18 protein-coding genes and 1 riboswitch are annotated in these 15,284 nt (G+C 72.6%); of the genes, 12 read left to right on the forward strand and 6 right to left on the reverse strand.

Annotation, left to right across the window (positions count from 1 at the left end):
• Positions 1-83: 83 nt before the first annotated feature.
• Positions 84-221: riboswitch (cobalamin riboswitch) on the reverse strand.
• A gap of 474 nt (positions 222-695) precedes the next feature.
• Positions 696-1,652 (forward strand): IS481 family transposase, encoded by a 957-nt coding sequence (locus TNCT6_RS24495; RefSeq protein ID WP_141361140.1) that lies wholly within the window; start codon positions 696-698, stop codon positions 1,650-1,652.
• Here TNCT6_RS24495 and TNCT6_RS24500 read toward each other — a convergent pair.
• Both TNCT6_RS24500 and TNCT6_RS24505 read right to left on the reverse strand, forming a co-directional pair.
• Entirely contained in the window at positions 1,649-1,873 is a 225-nt protein-coding gene (locus TNCT6_RS24500) for a hypothetical protein (RefSeq protein WP_141362188.1), read from the reverse strand. The two genes, TNCT6_RS24495 and TNCT6_RS24500, sit on opposite strands and share 4 nt — an antisense overlap.
• A gap of 33 nt (positions 1,874-1,906) precedes the next feature.
• The gene (locus TNCT6_RS24505; RefSeq protein WP_141362190.1) at positions 1,907-3,169 is read right to left on the reverse strand and encodes an inorganic phosphate transporter; all 1,263 of its coding nucleotides are present in this window, start codon (positions 3,167-3,169) and stop codon (positions 1,907-1,909) included.
• Positions 3,170-3,323: 154 nt separating this feature from the next.
• On the opposite strand from TNCT6_RS24505, the gene TNCT6_RS24510 reads away from it, so the two are divergent.
• The 3 genes from TNCT6_RS24510 (at position 3,324) to TNCT6_RS24520 (ending at position 7,082) form a co-directional block, all read left to right on the forward strand.
• Positions 3,324-4,076: a class II aldolase/adducin family protein gene (locus TNCT6_RS24510; protein WP_253266210.1), complete on the forward strand. Its 753-nt coding sequence runs from the start codon at positions 3,324-3,326 to the stop codon at positions 4,074-4,076.
• 138 nt (positions 4,077-4,214) lie between these two features.
• Positions 4,215-5,342 carry an alpha/beta hydrolase gene (locus TNCT6_RS24515; protein WP_141362194.1) on the forward strand — a complete coding sequence of 376 codons (1,128 nt, stop codon included), beginning with the start codon at positions 4,215-4,217 and terminating at the stop codon, positions 5,340-5,342.
• Between the two features lie 342 nt (positions 5,343-5,684).
• Positions 5,685-7,082, forward strand: a complete 1,398-nt coding sequence (locus TNCT6_RS24520) for a hypothetical protein (RefSeq protein WP_253266211.1) — start codon at positions 5,685-5,687, stop codon at positions 7,080-7,082.
• 21 nt (positions 7,083-7,103) lie between these two features.
• Here TNCT6_RS24520 and TNCT6_RS24525 read toward each other — a convergent pair whose 3' ends face one another.
• Complete coding sequence (locus TNCT6_RS24525) at positions 7,104-7,517, reverse strand: VOC family protein (RefSeq protein ID WP_141362196.1); 414 nt, start codon at positions 7,515-7,517, stop codon at positions 7,104-7,106.
• Between the two features lie 239 nt (positions 7,518-7,756).
• Between TNCT6_RS24525 and TNCT6_RS24530 the strand changes: the two genes are divergently transcribed.
• The 8 genes from TNCT6_RS24530 (at position 7,757) to amaP (ending at position 13,329) form a co-directional block, all read left to right on the forward strand.
• On the forward strand, positions 7,757-9,355 hold the full coding sequence (locus tag TNCT6_RS24530; RefSeq protein WP_141362198.1) for an ABC-F family ATP-binding cassette domain-containing protein: 1,599 nt from the start codon (positions 7,757-7,759) through the stop codon (positions 9,353-9,355).
• 335 nt (positions 9,356-9,690) lie between these two features.
• Positions 9,691-9,912 carry a helix-turn-helix domain-containing protein gene (locus TNCT6_RS24535; protein WP_018567695.1) on the forward strand — a complete coding sequence of 74 codons (222 nt, stop codon included), beginning with the start codon at positions 9,691-9,693 and terminating at the stop codon, positions 9,910-9,912.
• Between the two features lie 130 nt (positions 9,913-10,042).
• Positions 10,043-10,846 carry an enoyl-CoA hydratase/isomerase family protein gene (locus TNCT6_RS24540; protein ID WP_141362200.1) on the forward strand — a complete coding sequence of 268 codons (804 nt, stop codon included), beginning with the start codon at positions 10,043-10,045 and terminating at the stop codon, positions 10,844-10,846.
• Positions 10,847-10,924: 78 nt separating this feature from the next.
• Positions 10,925-11,416 carry an Asp23/Gls24 family envelope stress response protein gene (locus TNCT6_RS24545; RefSeq protein WP_141362202.1) on the forward strand — a complete coding sequence of 164 codons (492 nt, stop codon included), beginning with the start codon at positions 10,925-10,927 and terminating at the stop codon, positions 11,414-11,416.
• A gap of 88 nt (positions 11,417-11,504) precedes the next feature.
• Positions 11,505-11,690, forward strand: a complete 186-nt coding sequence (locus TNCT6_RS24550) for a hypothetical protein (RefSeq protein WP_141362204.1) — start codon at positions 11,505-11,507, stop codon at positions 11,688-11,690.
• 48 nt (positions 11,691-11,738) lie between these two features.
• Entirely contained in the window at positions 11,739-12,071 is a 333-nt protein-coding gene (locus TNCT6_RS24555; RefSeq protein ID WP_141366774.1) for an Asp23/Gls24 family envelope stress response protein, read from the forward strand.
• Entirely contained in the window at positions 12,068-12,757 is a 690-nt protein-coding gene (locus TNCT6_RS24560; protein ID WP_141362206.1) for a DUF6286 domain-containing protein, read from the forward strand. Before TNCT6_RS24555 ends, TNCT6_RS24560 begins: the two co-directional genes overlap by 4 nt.
• Entirely contained in the window at positions 12,751-13,329 is a 579-nt protein-coding gene (amaP, locus tag TNCT6_RS24565) for an alkaline shock response membrane anchor protein AmaP (RefSeq protein WP_141362208.1), read from the forward strand. The genes TNCT6_RS24560 and amaP overlap by 7 nt, the downstream gene beginning before the upstream one ends.
• 36 nt (positions 13,330-13,365) lie before the next feature.
• Here amaP and TNCT6_RS24570 read toward each other — a convergent pair whose 3' ends face one another.
• The 3 genes from TNCT6_RS24570 to TNCT6_RS24580 are packed head-to-tail and all read right to left on the reverse strand — an operon-like array spanning position 13,366 to position 15,254.
• A complete protein-coding gene (locus tag TNCT6_RS24570) occupies positions 13,366-14,121 on the reverse strand; it encodes an SDR family oxidoreductase (RefSeq protein WP_141362210.1) in 756 nt (251 codons plus the stop codon).
• Between the two features lie 58 nt (positions 14,122-14,179).
• Complete coding sequence (locus tag TNCT6_RS24575; protein WP_141362212.1) at positions 14,180-14,971, reverse strand: SURF1 family protein; 792 nt, start codon at positions 14,969-14,971, stop codon at positions 14,180-14,182.
• Positions 14,972-15,020: 49 nt separating this feature from the next.
• The gene (locus TNCT6_RS24580; RefSeq protein WP_141362214.1) at positions 15,021-15,254 is read right to left on the reverse strand and encodes a hypothetical protein; all 234 of its coding nucleotides are present in this window, start codon (positions 15,252-15,254) and stop codon (positions 15,021-15,023) included.
• Between the last annotated feature and the right edge of the window lie 30 nt (positions 15,255-15,284).

Below are 15,284 nucleotides of genomic sequence, written 5' to 3' on the forward strand. Positions count from 1 at the left end.
GCGGTCGGTCGGACAGACGGTGGTGAACCTTGTTCGGCAGCCGCGCATGGCGATATGTGTCCTCACTCAGGGTGTCCACGCCCTGGTTCGACGAGACCGGCGGCGAGAGTTCCTGGCTCCCGGGGAAGTTCTTCCCCGGTCACAGTGGCGGGACCGCGCCGGATTCGCACCGGACTTCCTCTCCTGCCGCCGTACTTGGCTCCGGCAGTCCACCACGCACCGCGAACACCCGTCAACCTGCCGTTGACCTGCGCAGGGGTACTGAGATGAGGCCCACACCGCGGGCGCCGGGAACCAGAAGACCCGCACTTCCCGGGCCGTCGTGGGGACGGTCCGGGAGGGCGGGTGACGTGAGGAGCGGGACCCGGTTGTCCGGGTCCCGCTCCGGGCTGGGCCAGGGCCAGGGTCTTTCGTTTGGATCAGGCCGGATCAGGGAGCGGGGTCTGGTGCCGTGCGTCGCACGGCGGAGGAGGGCGGCAGGGCGGAGCCCTGCCGACCGACGACAACGCGGCTGGGGGTACCCCCTGCTCGAAGAGCTTGGGGGAGCGGTGCCAGGGCCCGCGAGCCCGGCATGATCCAAACGAGAGGCCCTAGGTGTATTGACCACGAGCGTTGTTAACGCGATCTGGTCTTGATCGTGGCGAAGGCCTCCGTGTGTGGTGGAGGTGTCGAATCTTCACCGCACGGAGGCCTTCGTGTCCCACCGTAATGCCCGGCTGACTGTTCACGGCAGGCGGCTGCTCGTCGAACGTGTCCGTTCCGGCCGTCCTGTCGCCCACGTCGCTGCGGAGATGGGTGTCTCCCGCCCCACCGCCCACAAGTGGATCCGGCGCTGGCGGTCCGAGGGCGAGAGCGGACTCCTCGACCGCTCCAGTCGTCCCCGCAGGACACCACACCGGACCGCAGCCACCACCGAGGCGGCCGTCTGCAGGCTGCGGCGGGATCGCAAGCTGGGCCCGGCACGCATCGGACCGATCCTGGGCATGCCCGCCTCCACCGTGCACCGCATCCTGACCCGGCACGGCCTGAACCGACTCGCCTTCCTGGACCGGCCCACCGGCCAGGTCATCCGCCGCTATGAACGCGACCGACCCGGCGAGCTGCTCCATGTCGACGTCAAGAAACTCGGCCGAATCCCCGACGGCGGCGGTCACAGGGTGCTGGGCCGCCAGGCCGGCCGCACCACCCGCAACAGCATGGGCTACGACTACGTCCACTCCGCCGTCGACGACCACAGCCGCCTGGCCTACAGCGAGATCCACCCGGACGAAAAGGCCGCCACCTGCGCCGCCTTCCTCACCCGCGCAGCCGCGTTCTTCCACGCCCACGGCATGACCCGCATCGAACGGGTTCTGACCGACAACGCTTGGCCCTACCGCAAGAGCTTCGCCTGGCGACAGGCACTTGCCGACCTGGGCGCGGCCGGCAAACACACACGCGTCTACCGGCCGCAGACCAACGGCAAGGTCGAACGCTTCAACCGCACCCTGCTCGACGAATGGGCCTACCTGCGGCCCTACACCAGCAACCGCGAGCGAACCGAAGCCCTGGCAGACTTCCTCCACACCTACAACCACCACCGCTGCCACACCGCACTCGGCGGCCACCCACCGATCAGCCGCGTCAACAACGCTCCGGGTCAATACACCTAGGCCACGATCAGGTAGATCCCGTAGGCCACGGCGGCGGCGCACGCGGCGAAGCAGGTGTAGGCGCCGGTGACCGCGAGGCTTCCGCCGCCGTGGCCCTCGGCGACGGCCCGCTCGCGGCGGGAGAGACCGGCGATGCCGAGGGTGAACAGGGCCACGAGGCCCACCGCGACGCCGAGGCTGACGCCGAAGACGGAGCCGAGGGCCACCCAGTCGATCTTCATGGTGTTTCTCTTCCTTCTGCCTGTGGCGCGGGCTCAGACGGCGGCGGCCGGCGGGGTCGCCACGGACGCGGGATCACCGACGGGCGCGGAGGCCTGGGCGGGGATCGTGGCCGTGAGCTGCTCGGTCACCGGGGAGGCCGGGGGCGGGGTGACGGCGGCGATGGCCTGGGTGACCACGCCGGCCGGCTCCTCGGTCTCGTTGACGTTGGTGTGGTCGACGACCTCGCGGCGGGAGATCTTCCAGATCACGGCGCTGGAGGCCACCAGGAACGCGGCGACGAGCCAGGTGCCCCAGTCGCCGAGGCGCGTCACCGCCTCCGCGCCGGCCGCGACCAGGGCCGCGGCGGGCAGCGTGAGGGCCCAGGCGACGGCCATGCGGGTCGCGGTGGACCAGCGGACCACGCCGCCCTTGCGGCCCAGGCCCGCGCCCATCACCGAACCGGAGACGACGTGCGTGGTGGAGAGGGAGAAGCCGAGGTGGGAGGAGGCCAGGATGGCGGTGGCCGCGCTGGTCTGGGCGGCGAAGCCCTGCTGCGGCTGAAGGTCGGTCAGGCCCTTGCCCATGGTGCGGATGATGCGCCAGCCGCCGATGTAGGTGCCGAGCGCGATGGCCAGGCCCGCCGAGAGGATGACCCAGGTGGGAGGGTTGGAACCGGGGGCGAGGGCGCCGCCGGCGATCAGGGCGAGGGTGATGACGCCCATCGTCTTCTGCGCGTCGTTGGTGCCGTGGGCCAGCGAGACCAGGCCCGCGGAGGCGATCTGCCCGGCGCGGTGGCCCTTCTCGGCCGCCTTGCCGTGCGAGTTCGACCTGCTGCCGATGCCGTACGACAGCCGGGTCGAGACCAGCGCGGCGAGACCCGCGACGACCGGGGCGGCGACCGCCGGGATGAGGACCTTGGTGAGCAGGACACCGCCGTGCACGGCGCTGAAGCCGGCCGAGGCGATGGTGGCGCCGATCAGACCGCCCATGAGGGCGTGCGAGGAACTGGAGGGGAGTCCGACCAGCCAGGTCAGCAGGTTCCAGAGGATCGCGCCCACCAGGGCGGCGAAGATGACTTCGGGACGGATGCCGTTCTCGTCGACGAGACCCTTGGAGATCGTGTTGGCGACCTCCACGGACAGGAAGGCGCCCACCAGGTTCAGCACGGCGGACATGGCCACCGCGACCTTGGGCTTGAGTGCACCGGTGGAGATGGTTGTGGCCATCGCGTTTGCGGTGTCGTGGAAACCGTTCGTGAAATCGAACGCGAGTGCGGTGATCACCACCATCGCGAGGATCAGCGAGAAGCTTTCCATTTACCCAGGCAATCGTTCGAGCGTCATTGGCGCGTTGAACGTAGGTAACCCGGGTGAACAGAAGATGAACTGAGTCGGTCATCGCGGTGTCCGTTCCCGTGGTCCGATGGGGAGAGAGCGATCGCTCGCGGAGGTGTCCTGGCAGGATCGGCGCATGACCGAACTCGGAGAGACGGCCCGCGCCTGGCGGGCGCTGGTCGCGACGGCCCGCCGCACGGTGTCCGACGGACTGGTCGTCGGCACCTCCGGCAACGTGTCCGTACGCGTCGGCGACACCGTGCTGGTCACCCCCTCGGGCGTCCCCTACGACCGGCTCACGGACGACGACGTCACCGGCGTCGGCCTGGACGGCCGGCAGGTGCTCGGCACACTGGTGCCGACCAGCGAACTGCCCATGCATCTCGCGGTCTACCGCAGCACCGAAGCGGGCGCCGTCGTCCACACCCACGCCGTGCACGCGACGGCCGTCTCGACCCTCGTCACCGAGCTCCCGCTGATCCACTACATGGCCGGCGCGCTCGGCGGGCCCGTCCGCGTGGCCCCGTACGCCACGTACGGCACCGAGGAGCTGGCCGGGAACATGCTGCGTGCCCTCGACGGCCGCACCGGCTGCCTGCTGCGCAACCACGGCACCGTCACCTACGGCACCACCCTCGAGCTGGCCTACGACCGTACGGCCCAGCTGGAGTGGATGTGCCGTGTGTGGCTGGCGGCGTCCAGCGTCCCCGGCCTGACGCCGGCTCTGCTGACGCCGGAGCAACTGGCCGAGGCGGGGGAGCGGCTGCGGGCGTACGGACAGCCTGGGCAGGGGCAGGGGCAGGGGCAGGGGCAGGGGCAGGGGCAGCGGTCGGGGCCGGGACAGGGTCGGGAGCCGGGGCAGGGAGTCGGGAACGGCGCGGGACGGTAGCCCCGTGTGCGGGCGGCGCCGGACCCGTGTCCGGGCGCCGCCCGAATGAACGCCGCTCTCCATGGAACTCGCGCGGACATGTCATCCCGACCCTTCGTCCCACTGGCCGGTGACCGGGTGCGCCAGGACACTGGAGCCGTGCCCACAGTCAAAGCGACGGCCGTGGCCGTCACCGCAGCCCTGGCGGCCGGCGCGGCGAGCGTCGCCGCTGGCCGGCTCGCCAGCGACGCCGCGCTCAAGGCGCTTCCGGGCCGGCCCCTGCCCACCGAACCCCGGCTCAGCGTGCACGGCACGGCCGCCGGTCAGATCAGCCTCACCCGGGACCTGGCCTCCCTGCGCCCGGGCACCTACGGCCTGGCCGGCGACGGCTCCCACGCGGTGGTCGGCCCCGTCCTGCCCACCGCCCCGCACCGGCCCGACACCGTCGTACGCCGGCTGGAGCGCGTCACCCACGGCGCCCTGAACCGCGGCGACAAGGTGTGGCTCACCCCGAACCTGCACGTCGGCGACCCGCGCTCCGCCCTCGGCATCGAGCACGCCGACGTCGACATACCGGGCGAACTGGGCCCCCTGCCCGCGTGGTTCGTGCCCGGAGTGCGCGAGGCCTGGGTGATCGCGGTGCACGGCCTGGGCGCCACCCGCGAACTCCCCATGAACATCATGGGGTTCCTGCACCGCCGGCACTTCCCGGTGCTGGCCCTCGCCTACCGCGGCGACCTCGGCGCGCCCCGTCCGCCGGACGGCCTGAACCACCTCGGCGAGACCGAGTGGCGGGACCTGGACGCGGCGATCCGCTACGCCGTGCGGTACGGCGCCGAGCGGATCGTTCTGCACGGCTGGTCCACCGGCGCCACGATGGCGCTGCGCGCCGCCACCCGCTCGGCGGTGCGCGAGCGGATCTCCGGACTGGTGCTGGACTCCCCGGTCCTCAACTGGGAGGTGACGCTGCGGGCTCTCGCCCGGGCGCGGCACACCCCGGGCCCGCTGCTGCCGCTCGCGGTGCGCGCCGCGCAGGGGCGCACCGGTCTGTACGGCGACCGCCCGGCCGACGCGACCGACCCGGAGGGACTCACGGTACCGACGCTGATCTTCCACGGCCCGGGCGACCAGGTGGCCCCCTGGCAGCTCTCCCGCCGCCTCGCCGAACGCCGTCCCAACCTGGTCGCGCTGCACACGGTGCCGAACGCTCCGCACGGCGCGATGTGGAACGCCGACCCCGAAGGGTACGAGGAAGCCCTGCGGCGCTTCCTGACGCCGTTGATGTGAGGCGGGGCCCGGTTCCGTTTCGTCCCGTGCCACCTGCCTCGGGGCCGGCGTGCGGACGGGGCTTCGGACCCCTTTCGGAACCGGCCGAAATGGTGCCCTGCCGGAGTCCTCTTTACCCTCCCTTGGTCTTCTCCATCGCCTGCCGTGACATTCCGTTTGGGTTTTCGGACCGTCAACCGGAAGACTGCACCCGTGACGTCCCGTATCCCGCGCGACTCCAGGCTTCGCATCGTCCGCCCACGACCCCTGGCCGCCGCCCCCACAGCCGTGAACCAGCGGCACACGCGCCGCCCCGCCCCGCGCCCCCCGGAGGGCACTCCGGCACCCGCGGAGCTGGCCAGAATGGCGCGCTCCCGTCTGGCCGGGGCGGCCCGCCTCGCCCGCTGGGCGGACGCCGCCCTCGGGCCCGGCCGCGGGGGGCCGACCACCGACGACAAGGCCACCCTCTCCGACGCGACCGCCGAACGGGCGGCCGACGATCTGGGCCTGACCGCCGCTCAGGTCCGTGCCGACTGGGACACCGCCCGGCTCGCCGGCCTCATCGAGGTGCACGGCGACAACGCCCGGCCCGGCTGGCGGCTGCGCGCCTGGAACCGCGACGACAGCGCCGTCCTGCGCGGCTGGGTGGCCCTCTTCGACGCCTGGTCGCTCGCCTGCCCGGAACCCGAGGGCCACGAGGCGGCCGCCGTCGCCGAGGTCGTCTCGGCCATGCCGCAGGTCCTGTCCTTCCTCCAGCTCTCCGCCGGACCCGTCCCCGTCGAGCAGCTCCTCGACCTCCTCCGCCAGCGCGTCACGGAACTGCGCACCGACCGCTGCGAGGTCCCCTACGACCCCGCCGCCGGTCCGGCAGCCCCGGCCGAGGACGGCACCACGACCGCTGGCACCTCGACCGCCGCCGCCCTCGGCCGGGAGACCGCCCTCCGGCCGGCCCCTGCCACCCGGGCCACGGTCTCCGACCCCGACAGTGCGGCGATCACGGCGCCGGAAGGCCCACTGGCCGATGCCCTCGGTGAACGCACCTCGCTCGCGCCGCTCCTCGGCTGGGCCCTCCGGGCTCTCGCCGCGGTGGGGGCGCTGACCGACGGGGACGGGCAGGCCACACTCACCCCGCTCGGGAACTGGGCGGTGTGGGTGAAGCTGGAGCAGATCTGCGTGGCCGCGCAGAGCCCCGCCGGGAACATCGAGCAGTCGGCCGAGGACATGCTCCGCGGCTGCGCGCAACTGCGGCCCAACGCGGCCCGCGCCGAGTACCGTGCCTGGCTCGCCGCCCGCCCCGTCGGCAGCGCCGTCACCGAGCTGCTCGGCGCCGCACGCGGGGAGGACGCCCTGCTGCGCGGACTCGCCTTCGAGGCGCTGCGGGTCGTCGGCGCGCCCGCCGAGCCCGACGTGCACGCCGTGCTCGACGAGCCGGCGCTCAGGCCGTACGCCCTGCTGTGGCTCGCCGAGCACGACGGCGTCGACGCGGAGGACGCCCACGAGGTGCTCACCCGCGACGAGGCCACATGGCTGTGGGTCGACACCGCCGCCGCCGTCACCGACCACGGCGAGGCCTCGATGCTCGTACGGCATCTGGAGGCCGCGGTGCAGCCCACCGTCCCGATGCTGCTCGACGAGGTGCGCACCGTGGGCCACCCCCGCACCGTGCAGGTGCTCGTCGCGCTCGCCGCCGCGCACCCCGACCCGGCGCTGGCCAAGGCCGTCCGCCGGGCGGCCTTCCAGGTGCACACCGGAGGCAGCTGACCCCCGGGACCGCGGGGCCGGTCAGCCCTCGACGCGGGGGGCGTACGTGCCGAAGCTCCAGATGTTGCCCTCGACGTCCCGGGCCATGTAGTCCCGGGAGCCGTAGTCCTGGTCGGTCGGGGGCATCAGGATCTCCGCGCCGTGGTCCGCCGCACGCCGGTGGTGGGCGTCCACGTCGTCCACCACGACGTACACGCCCGTGGGCCCCGCGCCGCGCATCGCCTCGTCGAAGCGGCCGCCGCGGCCCTTCGAGCCCAGCATCACCGCGCCGTTGCCCTGCACCAGCTCGGCGTGGTGTACGAGGCCGTCCTCGCCCTCGTACACCGCCAGTTCCGTGAAGCCGAAGGCCTCCGTCAGCTGCTTGACGGCCGCCTTGGCGTCCGCGTACAGCAGCGTCGGGTAGATGCTCGGGCGTTCGCCGGCCGTGTCCGCCATGCCGATCACTTCCCTGTGAGTCGGTTCGCACCGAGGTGTCCGGTGCGCCGCCCAGTCTGGCACCGGCCACTGACAGCGCCCCGGCGCAAACACCCGGAAAAGCGCTTGCCCGCCCCCGTTAGACTGTCCCCCATGGCCATTCTCCTCGTGCATTAGACGGCGGGTACGTCCTCAGCCGCCCACCCGCCACCCTTCCCCCCAGCTCTTCGAGCAGGGGTCCCCAGCCCTGGAGTCTGTCCGTGATCTCCGCTTCCGGCATCGAGCTGCGCGCCGGTGCCCGCGTCCTCATCGAGTCCGCCACCTTCCGCGTCGCCAAGGGCGACCGCATCGGACTGGTCGGCCGCAACGGCGCCGGCAAGACCACCCTCACCAAGGTCCTGGCCGGCGAGGGCATCCCCGCCGGCGGCACCGTCACCCGGTCCGGTGAGGTCGGCTACCTCCCGCAGGACCCGCGCACCGGCGACCTCGACGTACTCGCCCGCGACCGCGTCCTCTCCGCGCGCGGCCTGGACGTGCTGATCCGCAGGATGCGCGAGAACGAGCAGCGCATCGCCACCGGCAAGGGCTCCACCCGTGAGAAGGCGCTCAAGCAGTACGAGCGCCAGGAGACCGAGTTCCTCACCAAGGGCGGGTACGCCGCCGAGGCCGAGGCCGCCACCATCGCCGCCGCGCTCAACCTGCCCGACCGGGTGCTCGGCCAGCCCCTGCACACCCTCTCCGGCGGTCAGCGCCGCCGCATCGAGTTGGCCCGGATCCTGTTCTCCGACGCCGACACCCTGCTCCTCGACGAGCCCACCAACCACCTCGACGCCGACTCGATCATCTGGCTGCGCGACTACCTGAAGACCTACCGCGGCGGCTTCATCGTCATCTCCCACGACGTCGACCTGGTCGAGACGGTCGTCAACAAGGTGTTCTACCTGGACGCCAACCGCGCCCAGATCGACGTCTACAACATGGGCTGGAAGCTCTACCAGCAGCAGCGCGAGGCCGACGAGAAGCGCCGCAAGCGCGAGCGGGCCAACGCCGAGAAGAAGGCCGCCGCGCTCAACGCGCAGGCCGACAAGATGCGCGCCAAGGCCACCAAGACGGTCGCCGCGCAGAACATGGCCCGCCGCGCGGACAAGCTGCTCAGCGGCCTGGAAGCGGTCCGCCAGTCCGACAAGGTCGCCAAGCTCCGCTTCCCGGAGCCGGCGCCCTGCGGCAAGACGCCGCTGACCGCCGAGGGCCTGTCGAAGTCGTACGGCTCCCTGGAGATCTTCACCGACGTCGACCTGGCCATCGACAAGGGCTCCCGAGTCGTCATCCTCGGCCTGAACGGCGCGGGCAAGACGACACTGCTGCGCCTGCTGGGCGGGGTGGAGACACCCGACACCGGCCGGGTCGTCGAGGGCCACGGCCTCAAGCTCGGCTACTACGCCCAGGAGCACGAGACCCTGGACCCGGACCGCACGGTGCTGGAGAACATGCGCTCGGCCGCTCCCGACATGGACCTGGTCGAGGTCCGCAAGGTGCTGGGCTCGTTCCTGTTCTCCGGCGAGGACGTCGACAAGCCGGCCGGGGTCCTCTCCGGCGGCGAGAAGACCCGCCTGGCGCTGGCGACCCTGGTCGTCTCCTCCGCCAACGTCCTGCTGCTCGACGAGCCCACCAACAACCTCGACCCGGCCAGCCGCGAGGAGATCCTCGGCGCGCTGCGCACCTACAAGGGCGCCGTCGTCCTCGTCACGCACGACGAGGGCGCGGTCGAGGCGCTGCAACCGGAGCGGATCATCCTGCTGCCCGACGGTGTCGAGGACCTGTGGGGCGCGGACTACGCGGATCTCGTCGCCCTCGCTTGACCGAACAGCTGATCAACGGAGTATGGATCATTCGGCCCATCGGTGATCCATCATCTGCGTGAGATCTCCTCGTATCGAGGTGTGTCCTTCATCGATTTCGCGGCCGAGCCCTTATGTGCCAAGGGCTCGGCCGCAGTGTGTCGCTGACCAGGTACTTCGCGGAAGAACCCGATCAGCGGTACGGACGCCGAGGCGCGGAATCATGGATTCCGCTTGTGGGGATGTGCTCCTGTCGTCACGGGCGGGTCTCACGGACCTTGCCGAATGGGTGGCCATCGGGCCCCGGAGGGGTGATCATGAGGGGACCAGAGCGCACTTCCCATGAGGAGGCACGGGTGGCCGAGACTCTGAAGAAGGGCAGCCGGGTGACCGGCGCCGCGCGCGACAAGCTCGCGGCAGACCTGAAGAAGAAGTACGACGCCGGTGCGAGCATTCGGGCGTTGGCCGAGGAAACCGGCCGCTCGTATGGCTTCGTTCATCGGATGCTCAGCGAGTCCGGCGTCACGCTCCGTGGGCGTGGCGGGGCGACGCGGGGCAAGAAGGCCGCCTCGGCCTGAAACCGCGGGCGGCCCATCGGCTTTCGGCGGTGACCACCCGGTCGGTTCTCCGATCGGCCGGGTGGTTACTGTGCAGTCACTTATGATGCCCGCAGGGCATCCACGATGACCGCACCCGTCGGAGGCGCACATGGCTTCGCCCGAGCACGACCTCGATCCGGTACTCGACAAGGACGGCGTACGGCTCACCGTCGACGACGCGATCGCCACGGTGACGCTGACCAACCCGGCCAAGCGCAACGCGCAGAGCCCGGCTCTGTGGCGGGCGCTCACCGAGGCCGGTCGGCTGCTGCCGGGTTCCGTCCGCGTCGTGCTGCTGCGCGGCGAGGGCAAGTCCTTCTCCGCGGGGCTGGACCGGCAGGCGTTCACGCCCGAGGGCTTCGACGGCGAGCCGTCGTTCATCGACCTCGCGCGTGGCTCCGACGTCGAGCTGGACGCGACCATCGCCGAATACCAGGAGGCGTTCACCTGGTGGCGCCGCAACGACATCGTGTCCGTCGCGGCGGTCCAGGGGCACGCCATCGGGGCGGGCTTCCAGCTCGCGCTGGCCTGTGATCTGCGCGTCGTCGCGGACGACGTGCAGTTCGCCATGCGCGAGACCAGCCTCGGGCTGGTGCCTGACCTCACCGGCACGCATCCGCTGGTGGGACTGGTCGGCTACGCCCGCGCGCTGGAGATCTGCCTCACCGGCCGGTACATGGGCGCCGCCGAGGCGGTGAACAGCGGGCTGGCGAACCTCGCCGTGCCCGCGGACCAGCTCGACGAGACGGTACGGGACCTGGCCGCGGCGCTCCTGGCCGCGCCCCGTGACGCCGTGGTCGAGACCAAGGCGCTGCTGCGCGGTGCCCGGGAACGGTCGTACGAGGAGCAGCGCGCCGCCGAGCGCGAGGCGCAGGCCCGGCGCCTGCGGGACCTGGCCGGCGCCGGCGACTGACGGCGCTCCGCATCGGGCGCGCGATCGGGCCGGTACGCCTACCGTGGTTCGGGACGGCGACCGAGAGGACGTACGGCGATGACCACGGAACAGGACCGGACGAGGACCCCCGAGGGCGAGCGGGAAGTACCGGAGACCACCGCGACCCGCAGGGCACAGGCCACCCGGCGCGGCCTGGGAGATCCCGCCACCCGGGGGCGGACCACCATCGCCGACGGGGTCGTGGAGAAGATCGCCGGGATGGCCGCTCGCGACGTGGTCGGGGTGAGCGCCATGGGCAGCGGGTTCTCCCGGACCTTCGGGGCCGTCCGGGACCGCGTCCCGGGCGGTGCGAAGTCCGTGACCCGGGGTGTGAAGGCCGAGGTCGGCGAGGTGCAGACCGCACTCGACCTGGAGATCGTCGTCGACTACGGCGTGTCGATCACCGAGGTGGCGCGGGCGGTCCGGGAGAACGTGATCGCGTCGGTGGAGCGGATGACCGGTCTCGAGGTCGTCGAGGTCAACATCGCCGTCAGCGACGTACAGCTGCCGGAGGAAGAGGAGGAGGAGATCGAGCCCCGCATCCAGTGACGCACCGGCCACCACGCCGGCGAAGGACCGATGACGAGGGGCGACCGGAAGACGGCCCGGCGACGGCCGAGGAGTTGAGGAGCGCGCAATGAGCATGGCCGTGGCCGGCATGATCGCCGGTATGGCGCTGGGCTTCGCCGGGTACTTCGGCGGCTTCGGTGCCTTCCTGCTGGTGGCGGCCCTGGGCGCCGTCGGCTTCGTCGTCGGCCGGTTCCTGGAGGGGGACCTGGAACTCGGCGACTTCTTCCGCCCCCGTGACCACCGCCGGAGGTGACCCGCGGTGAGCGGTGGGAACGGCGAGCCGGGCGCCACCTCGGCCGACATGCCGCCCGGCGAGCGCGGCGCGACGACGATCGCCGACCGCGTCGTCGCCAAGATCGCCGCACGGGCGGCCCGCGAGGCGCTCGGCGACCTGCCGCCGGACGCCGCGCCACCGCACGCCACGGTGGTGGTGCGCCACGACGTCGCCCGCGTCCGGATCGTCCTCGACCTCGCCTACCCGAGCGACATCGGCGCGTCCTGCCGTGAGGTGCGTCGCCAAGTTGTCGAGCGGGTAGGCGCGTTGGTGGGAATGCAGGTGCCGGAGGTCGCGGTCCGCGTGGAACGGCTGCATCTGGCACCGGCCTACGGTGCGGCACAGGGGAGGACGCGATGAGCGAGCCCCAGGGCTCCGACGGCACCACGCAGCGCCTGCCGGTCCTCGAGAAGGACGACACCCTCGGGCGGCCCGCCGCCCCGGACACCGACGGCTCCCCGCCCGTCCAGGAGGGCGCGGACGGCCGCGGCGCCCGTTTCTGGTCGGTGCGCCGGGTGCCCGCGGGCATCGTCGCGCTGCTGCTCCTGATCGTGGCGGGCGCCTTCCTGTACGACATCGCCGCAGTCCGCGCCGGCCGGCCCGGCCTGCGCTGGCGCCGGGAGCTGACCCGGCAGCTGGCCGAGCGGCCGCTGGACGACACCTGGGTGCTCGTCGGCGCGAGTGTCGCCGCGGTCCTCGGCCTGTGGCTGATCGTGCTGGCCGCCACTCCGGGGCTGCGCCGCCTGCTGCCCATGCGGCGCACCCACCCCGACGTACGGGCCGGGCTGCACCGGGAGGCCGCGGCGCTGGTGCTGCGCGACCGGGCCATGGAGATCGCCGGTGTGCGGTCGGTGCGCGTACGGCTGCGCCGCCGCAGGGCCGACGTACGCGTCGTCTCGCACTTCCGGTCGCTGGAGGAGGTGCGCGCCGACCTGGACACCGTGCTCGCCGAGGCGGTCCGGGGGCTGGGCCTGACCCGGCCGCCCGCCCTGACGGTGCGCGTCGCGCGGCCCGGGCGGAAGGGGCAAGGGGTGAGGACGTGCTGAGGATCGTCAACCGGGTGCTGACCGGGCTTGCCGGGCTGGTGCTGCTGGTGGTGGGCGGTTCGGTGCTCGCCGTCGCGCTGGGCGTACGGCCGCCCTCCTGGTGGATCCACCGCGGCCGGCACGACGTCCTGCTGAGCACCGCCGAGCGGACACGGTGGCGGGAGGCCGGCTGGTGGTGGCCCGCCGTTCTCGCCGCCCTGGCGGTCCTGGTGCTGCTGGCTCTGTGGTGGCTGGTCGCGGTGGTGCGCCGGCGGCGGCTCGGGGAAGTGGTCGTCGACACCGGGGACGGCGAGGCGGCCCTGCTGCGGGGCCGGGCCCTGGAGGGCGTCCTGGCCGCGGACGCCGAGCAGCCGGACGGTGTCGCCCGAGCCCAGGTCCGTCTGACCGGCCGCCGCGGCGCCCCCAGGACCCATGTGCAGCTCCTCCTGGAACCCCACGTGGATCCGGGAGCGGCCCTGGACCACCTCACCGGCCAGGCCCTCGCCCACGCCCGGGACTCCGCCCGCCTCGCGGCGCTTCCGGCGGAGGTGCGGCTGAGGGCGGTCGGGCACCGTGCGGAACGGGTGAGCTGACCCGTCCGCGGCCTCGGCGTCCCGGCCGCGCCGCGCTCAGAACCCGTGCCGGGCCCCGCCGTCCACCGGCAGCATCACACCGGTGACGTAGGACGCCGCGGGCGACAGCAGGAAGGCCGCCGTCCGGCCGAACTCCTCCGGCCTCCCGTACCTGCGCAGCGGCACCCGCGACTCGGCGGCCGCCCGTGTCGCCCCCGGATCCGCGGACAGCGCGTCCAGCTCGCGCACGCGGTCCGTGTCGATGCGGCCCGGCAGCACACCCACGACCCGGATGCCCCGGGGTCCCAGCTCGTCGGCGAGGGACTTGGCGAACCCGGCCAGGCCGGGCCGCAGCCCGTTGGAGATCGTCAGCCCCGGAATCGGCTCGTACACGGACCCGGACAGCACGAACCCGACGACCCCGCCCGGCTCCAGCTCGGCCGCCGCCGCGCGGGCGAGCCGCACCGCGCCGAGGAACACCGACTCGAACGCGGCCTGCCACTGCTCGTCGGTGTTGTCGGCGACGAAGCCGGCCGGCGGCCCGCCGACGCTCACGAGCACGCCGTGGAAGCCGCCGAAGTGCTCCCGCGCCGTCGCGATCAGCCGCGCCGGCGCCTCGGCGTCCGCGTTGTCCATGGCCACCCCGACCGCGTTCGGTCCCAGCTCGGCCGCCGCCTCCGCGACCCGCCCGCCGTTCCGTCCGGTGATGACCACCTTCGCGCCGTCGGCGACGAGCTCGCGCGCGGTGGCGTTGCCCAGTCCGCGCGTGGCGCCGGTGACGACGTACACCCGGTCCTTCAGTCCAAGATCCATGGCCCCTATCCTGCCCGGTCGCCGCGGCGCGGGGCGAGGCCGGTGGGGACGTCCCGCGCTACACCGCCGCGGGTTCCGCCTCCGGCGTCGCCTCCTTCACCGCCGCCTGCGCGCGCTCACGCGCCTCGCGGCGCAGCAGGACCACCCAGCCGACCGGGACGCCCGCCGTGAACAGCCACCACTGGATGGCGTACGCCAGGTGCGGGCCGATGTCGCCGTGCTCCGGATCGGGCAGCAGTTGAGGGCTGCCGCCCTGGGGCGCGGGCGAGGTCAGCTGGACGTAGCCGCCGAGGACCTGCTTCCCGAGCCGCTCGGCCTGCTGCGTGCTGCTGATCAGCATCACCTGGCGGTCGGGCAGGCCCTTGACGTCCTTGATGCCGCTCGCCGCGGTCGTCTCGTCGGGCATCAGCCGGCCGGTGACGGTGATCTCTCCGCGCGGGGGCGCCGGGATCGCCGGGAACGCCGTCTGCGAGGCGTCCGCGGGGACCCAGCCCCGGTTGACCAGGAGGATCCTGCCGTCCTCGAGGACGAAGGGGGTCAGCACGTGGTAGCCGACATCGCCGTCGTCGTTGGTGCGGCGGCGCACGACCTCCTCGTCCGCGGTGTCGAAGTGCCCCTTGGCGGTGACCCTGCGGTACAGGTCGGCGTGCTTCACGGTCGCGCCGGGTGAGGTCAGCGACTCGGCCGGCACCGGCTGCGCGGCCAGCGACTCGGCGATCACCTTGTTCAGCGCGACCTTGTGCTCATGGCGGTGCAACTGCCAGAAACCCAGCCGGATCATCGTCGGGATCAGCGCGATCGCGACGATGGTGAGGATCACCCACTGGCGGGTCAACAGGAAGCGGTACACCCCACGACGGTACCTCTGCGGCCGTGGGGTGTTTTCGGCAGGGGTGTCCTCAAACGCGGTCGACGATCCCGACCCTCCCCTCGGCGCGGGCGCAGTGCGCGCCGCAGTACCAGTGGCCCTCGACCTCGACGCCCTGGCCGATGATCTGGACACGGCAGTGCTCGCAGATCGGTGCCATGCGGTGGATCGCGCAGGCGAAGCAGTCGAAGACGTGCACCGAGCCCTGTGCGTGCACCTCGAAGGTCATTCCGTAGTCATTGCCGCATACTTCACATCTCGCCATGCGCCACAGGGTGAGCCGTCGCCGCGGCGC

The sequence above is a fragment of the Streptomyces sp. 6-11-2 genome (genome assembly GCF_006540305.1).
GTDB lineage: Bacteria > Actinomycetota > Actinomycetes > Streptomycetales > Streptomycetaceae > Streptomyces.

What these genes read in the sequence shown, in the direction of transcription:
- TNCT6_RS24500 (WP_141362188.1), bottom strand. Translation starts at nt 1,873, where the DNA reads ATGAAGATCGACTGGGTGGCCCTCGGCTCCGTCTTCGGCGTCAGCCTC.
- TNCT6_RS24505 (WP_141362190.1), bottom strand. Translation starts at nt 3,169, where the DNA reads ATGGAAAGCTTCTCGCTGATCCTCGCGATGGTGGTGATCACCGCACTC.
- TNCT6_RS24510 (WP_253266210.1), top strand. Translation starts at nt 3,324, where the DNA reads ATGACCGAACTCGGAGAGACGGCCCGCGCCTGGCGGGCGCTGGTCGCG.
- TNCT6_RS24520 (WP_253266211.1), top strand. Translation starts at nt 5,685, where the DNA reads ATGGCGCGCTCCCGTCTGGCCGGGGCGGCCCGCCTCGCCCGCTGGGCG.
- TNCT6_RS24525 (WP_141362196.1), bottom strand. Translation starts at nt 7,517, where the DNA reads ATGGCGGACACGGCCGGCGAACGCCCGAGCATCTACCCGACGCTGCTG.
- TNCT6_RS24540 (WP_141362200.1), top strand. Translation starts at nt 10,043, where the DNA reads ATGGCTTCGCCCGAGCACGACCTCGATCCGGTACTCGACAAGGACGGC.
- TNCT6_RS24545 (WP_141362202.1), top strand. Translation starts at nt 10,925, where the DNA reads ATGACCACGGAACAGGACCGGACGAGGACCCCCGAGGGCGAGCGGGAA.
- TNCT6_RS24550 (WP_141362204.1), top strand. Translation starts at nt 11,505, where the DNA reads ATGAGCATGGCCGTGGCCGGCATGATCGCCGGTATGGCGCTGGGCTTC.
- TNCT6_RS24555 (WP_141366774.1), top strand. Translation starts at nt 11,739, where the DNA reads ATGCCGCCCGGCGAGCGCGGCGCGACGACGATCGCCGACCGCGTCGTC.
- TNCT6_RS24560 (WP_141362206.1), top strand. Translation starts at nt 12,068, where the DNA reads ATGAGCGAGCCCCAGGGCTCCGACGGCACCACGCAGCGCCTGCCGGTC.
- TNCT6_RS24570 (WP_141362210.1), bottom strand. Translation starts at nt 14,121, where the DNA reads ATGGATCTTGGACTGAAGGACCGGGTGTACGTCGTCACCGGCGCCACG.
- TNCT6_RS24580 (WP_141362214.1), bottom strand. Translation starts at nt 15,254, where the DNA reads ATGGCGAGATGTGAAGTATGCGGCAATGACTACGGAATGACCTTCGAG.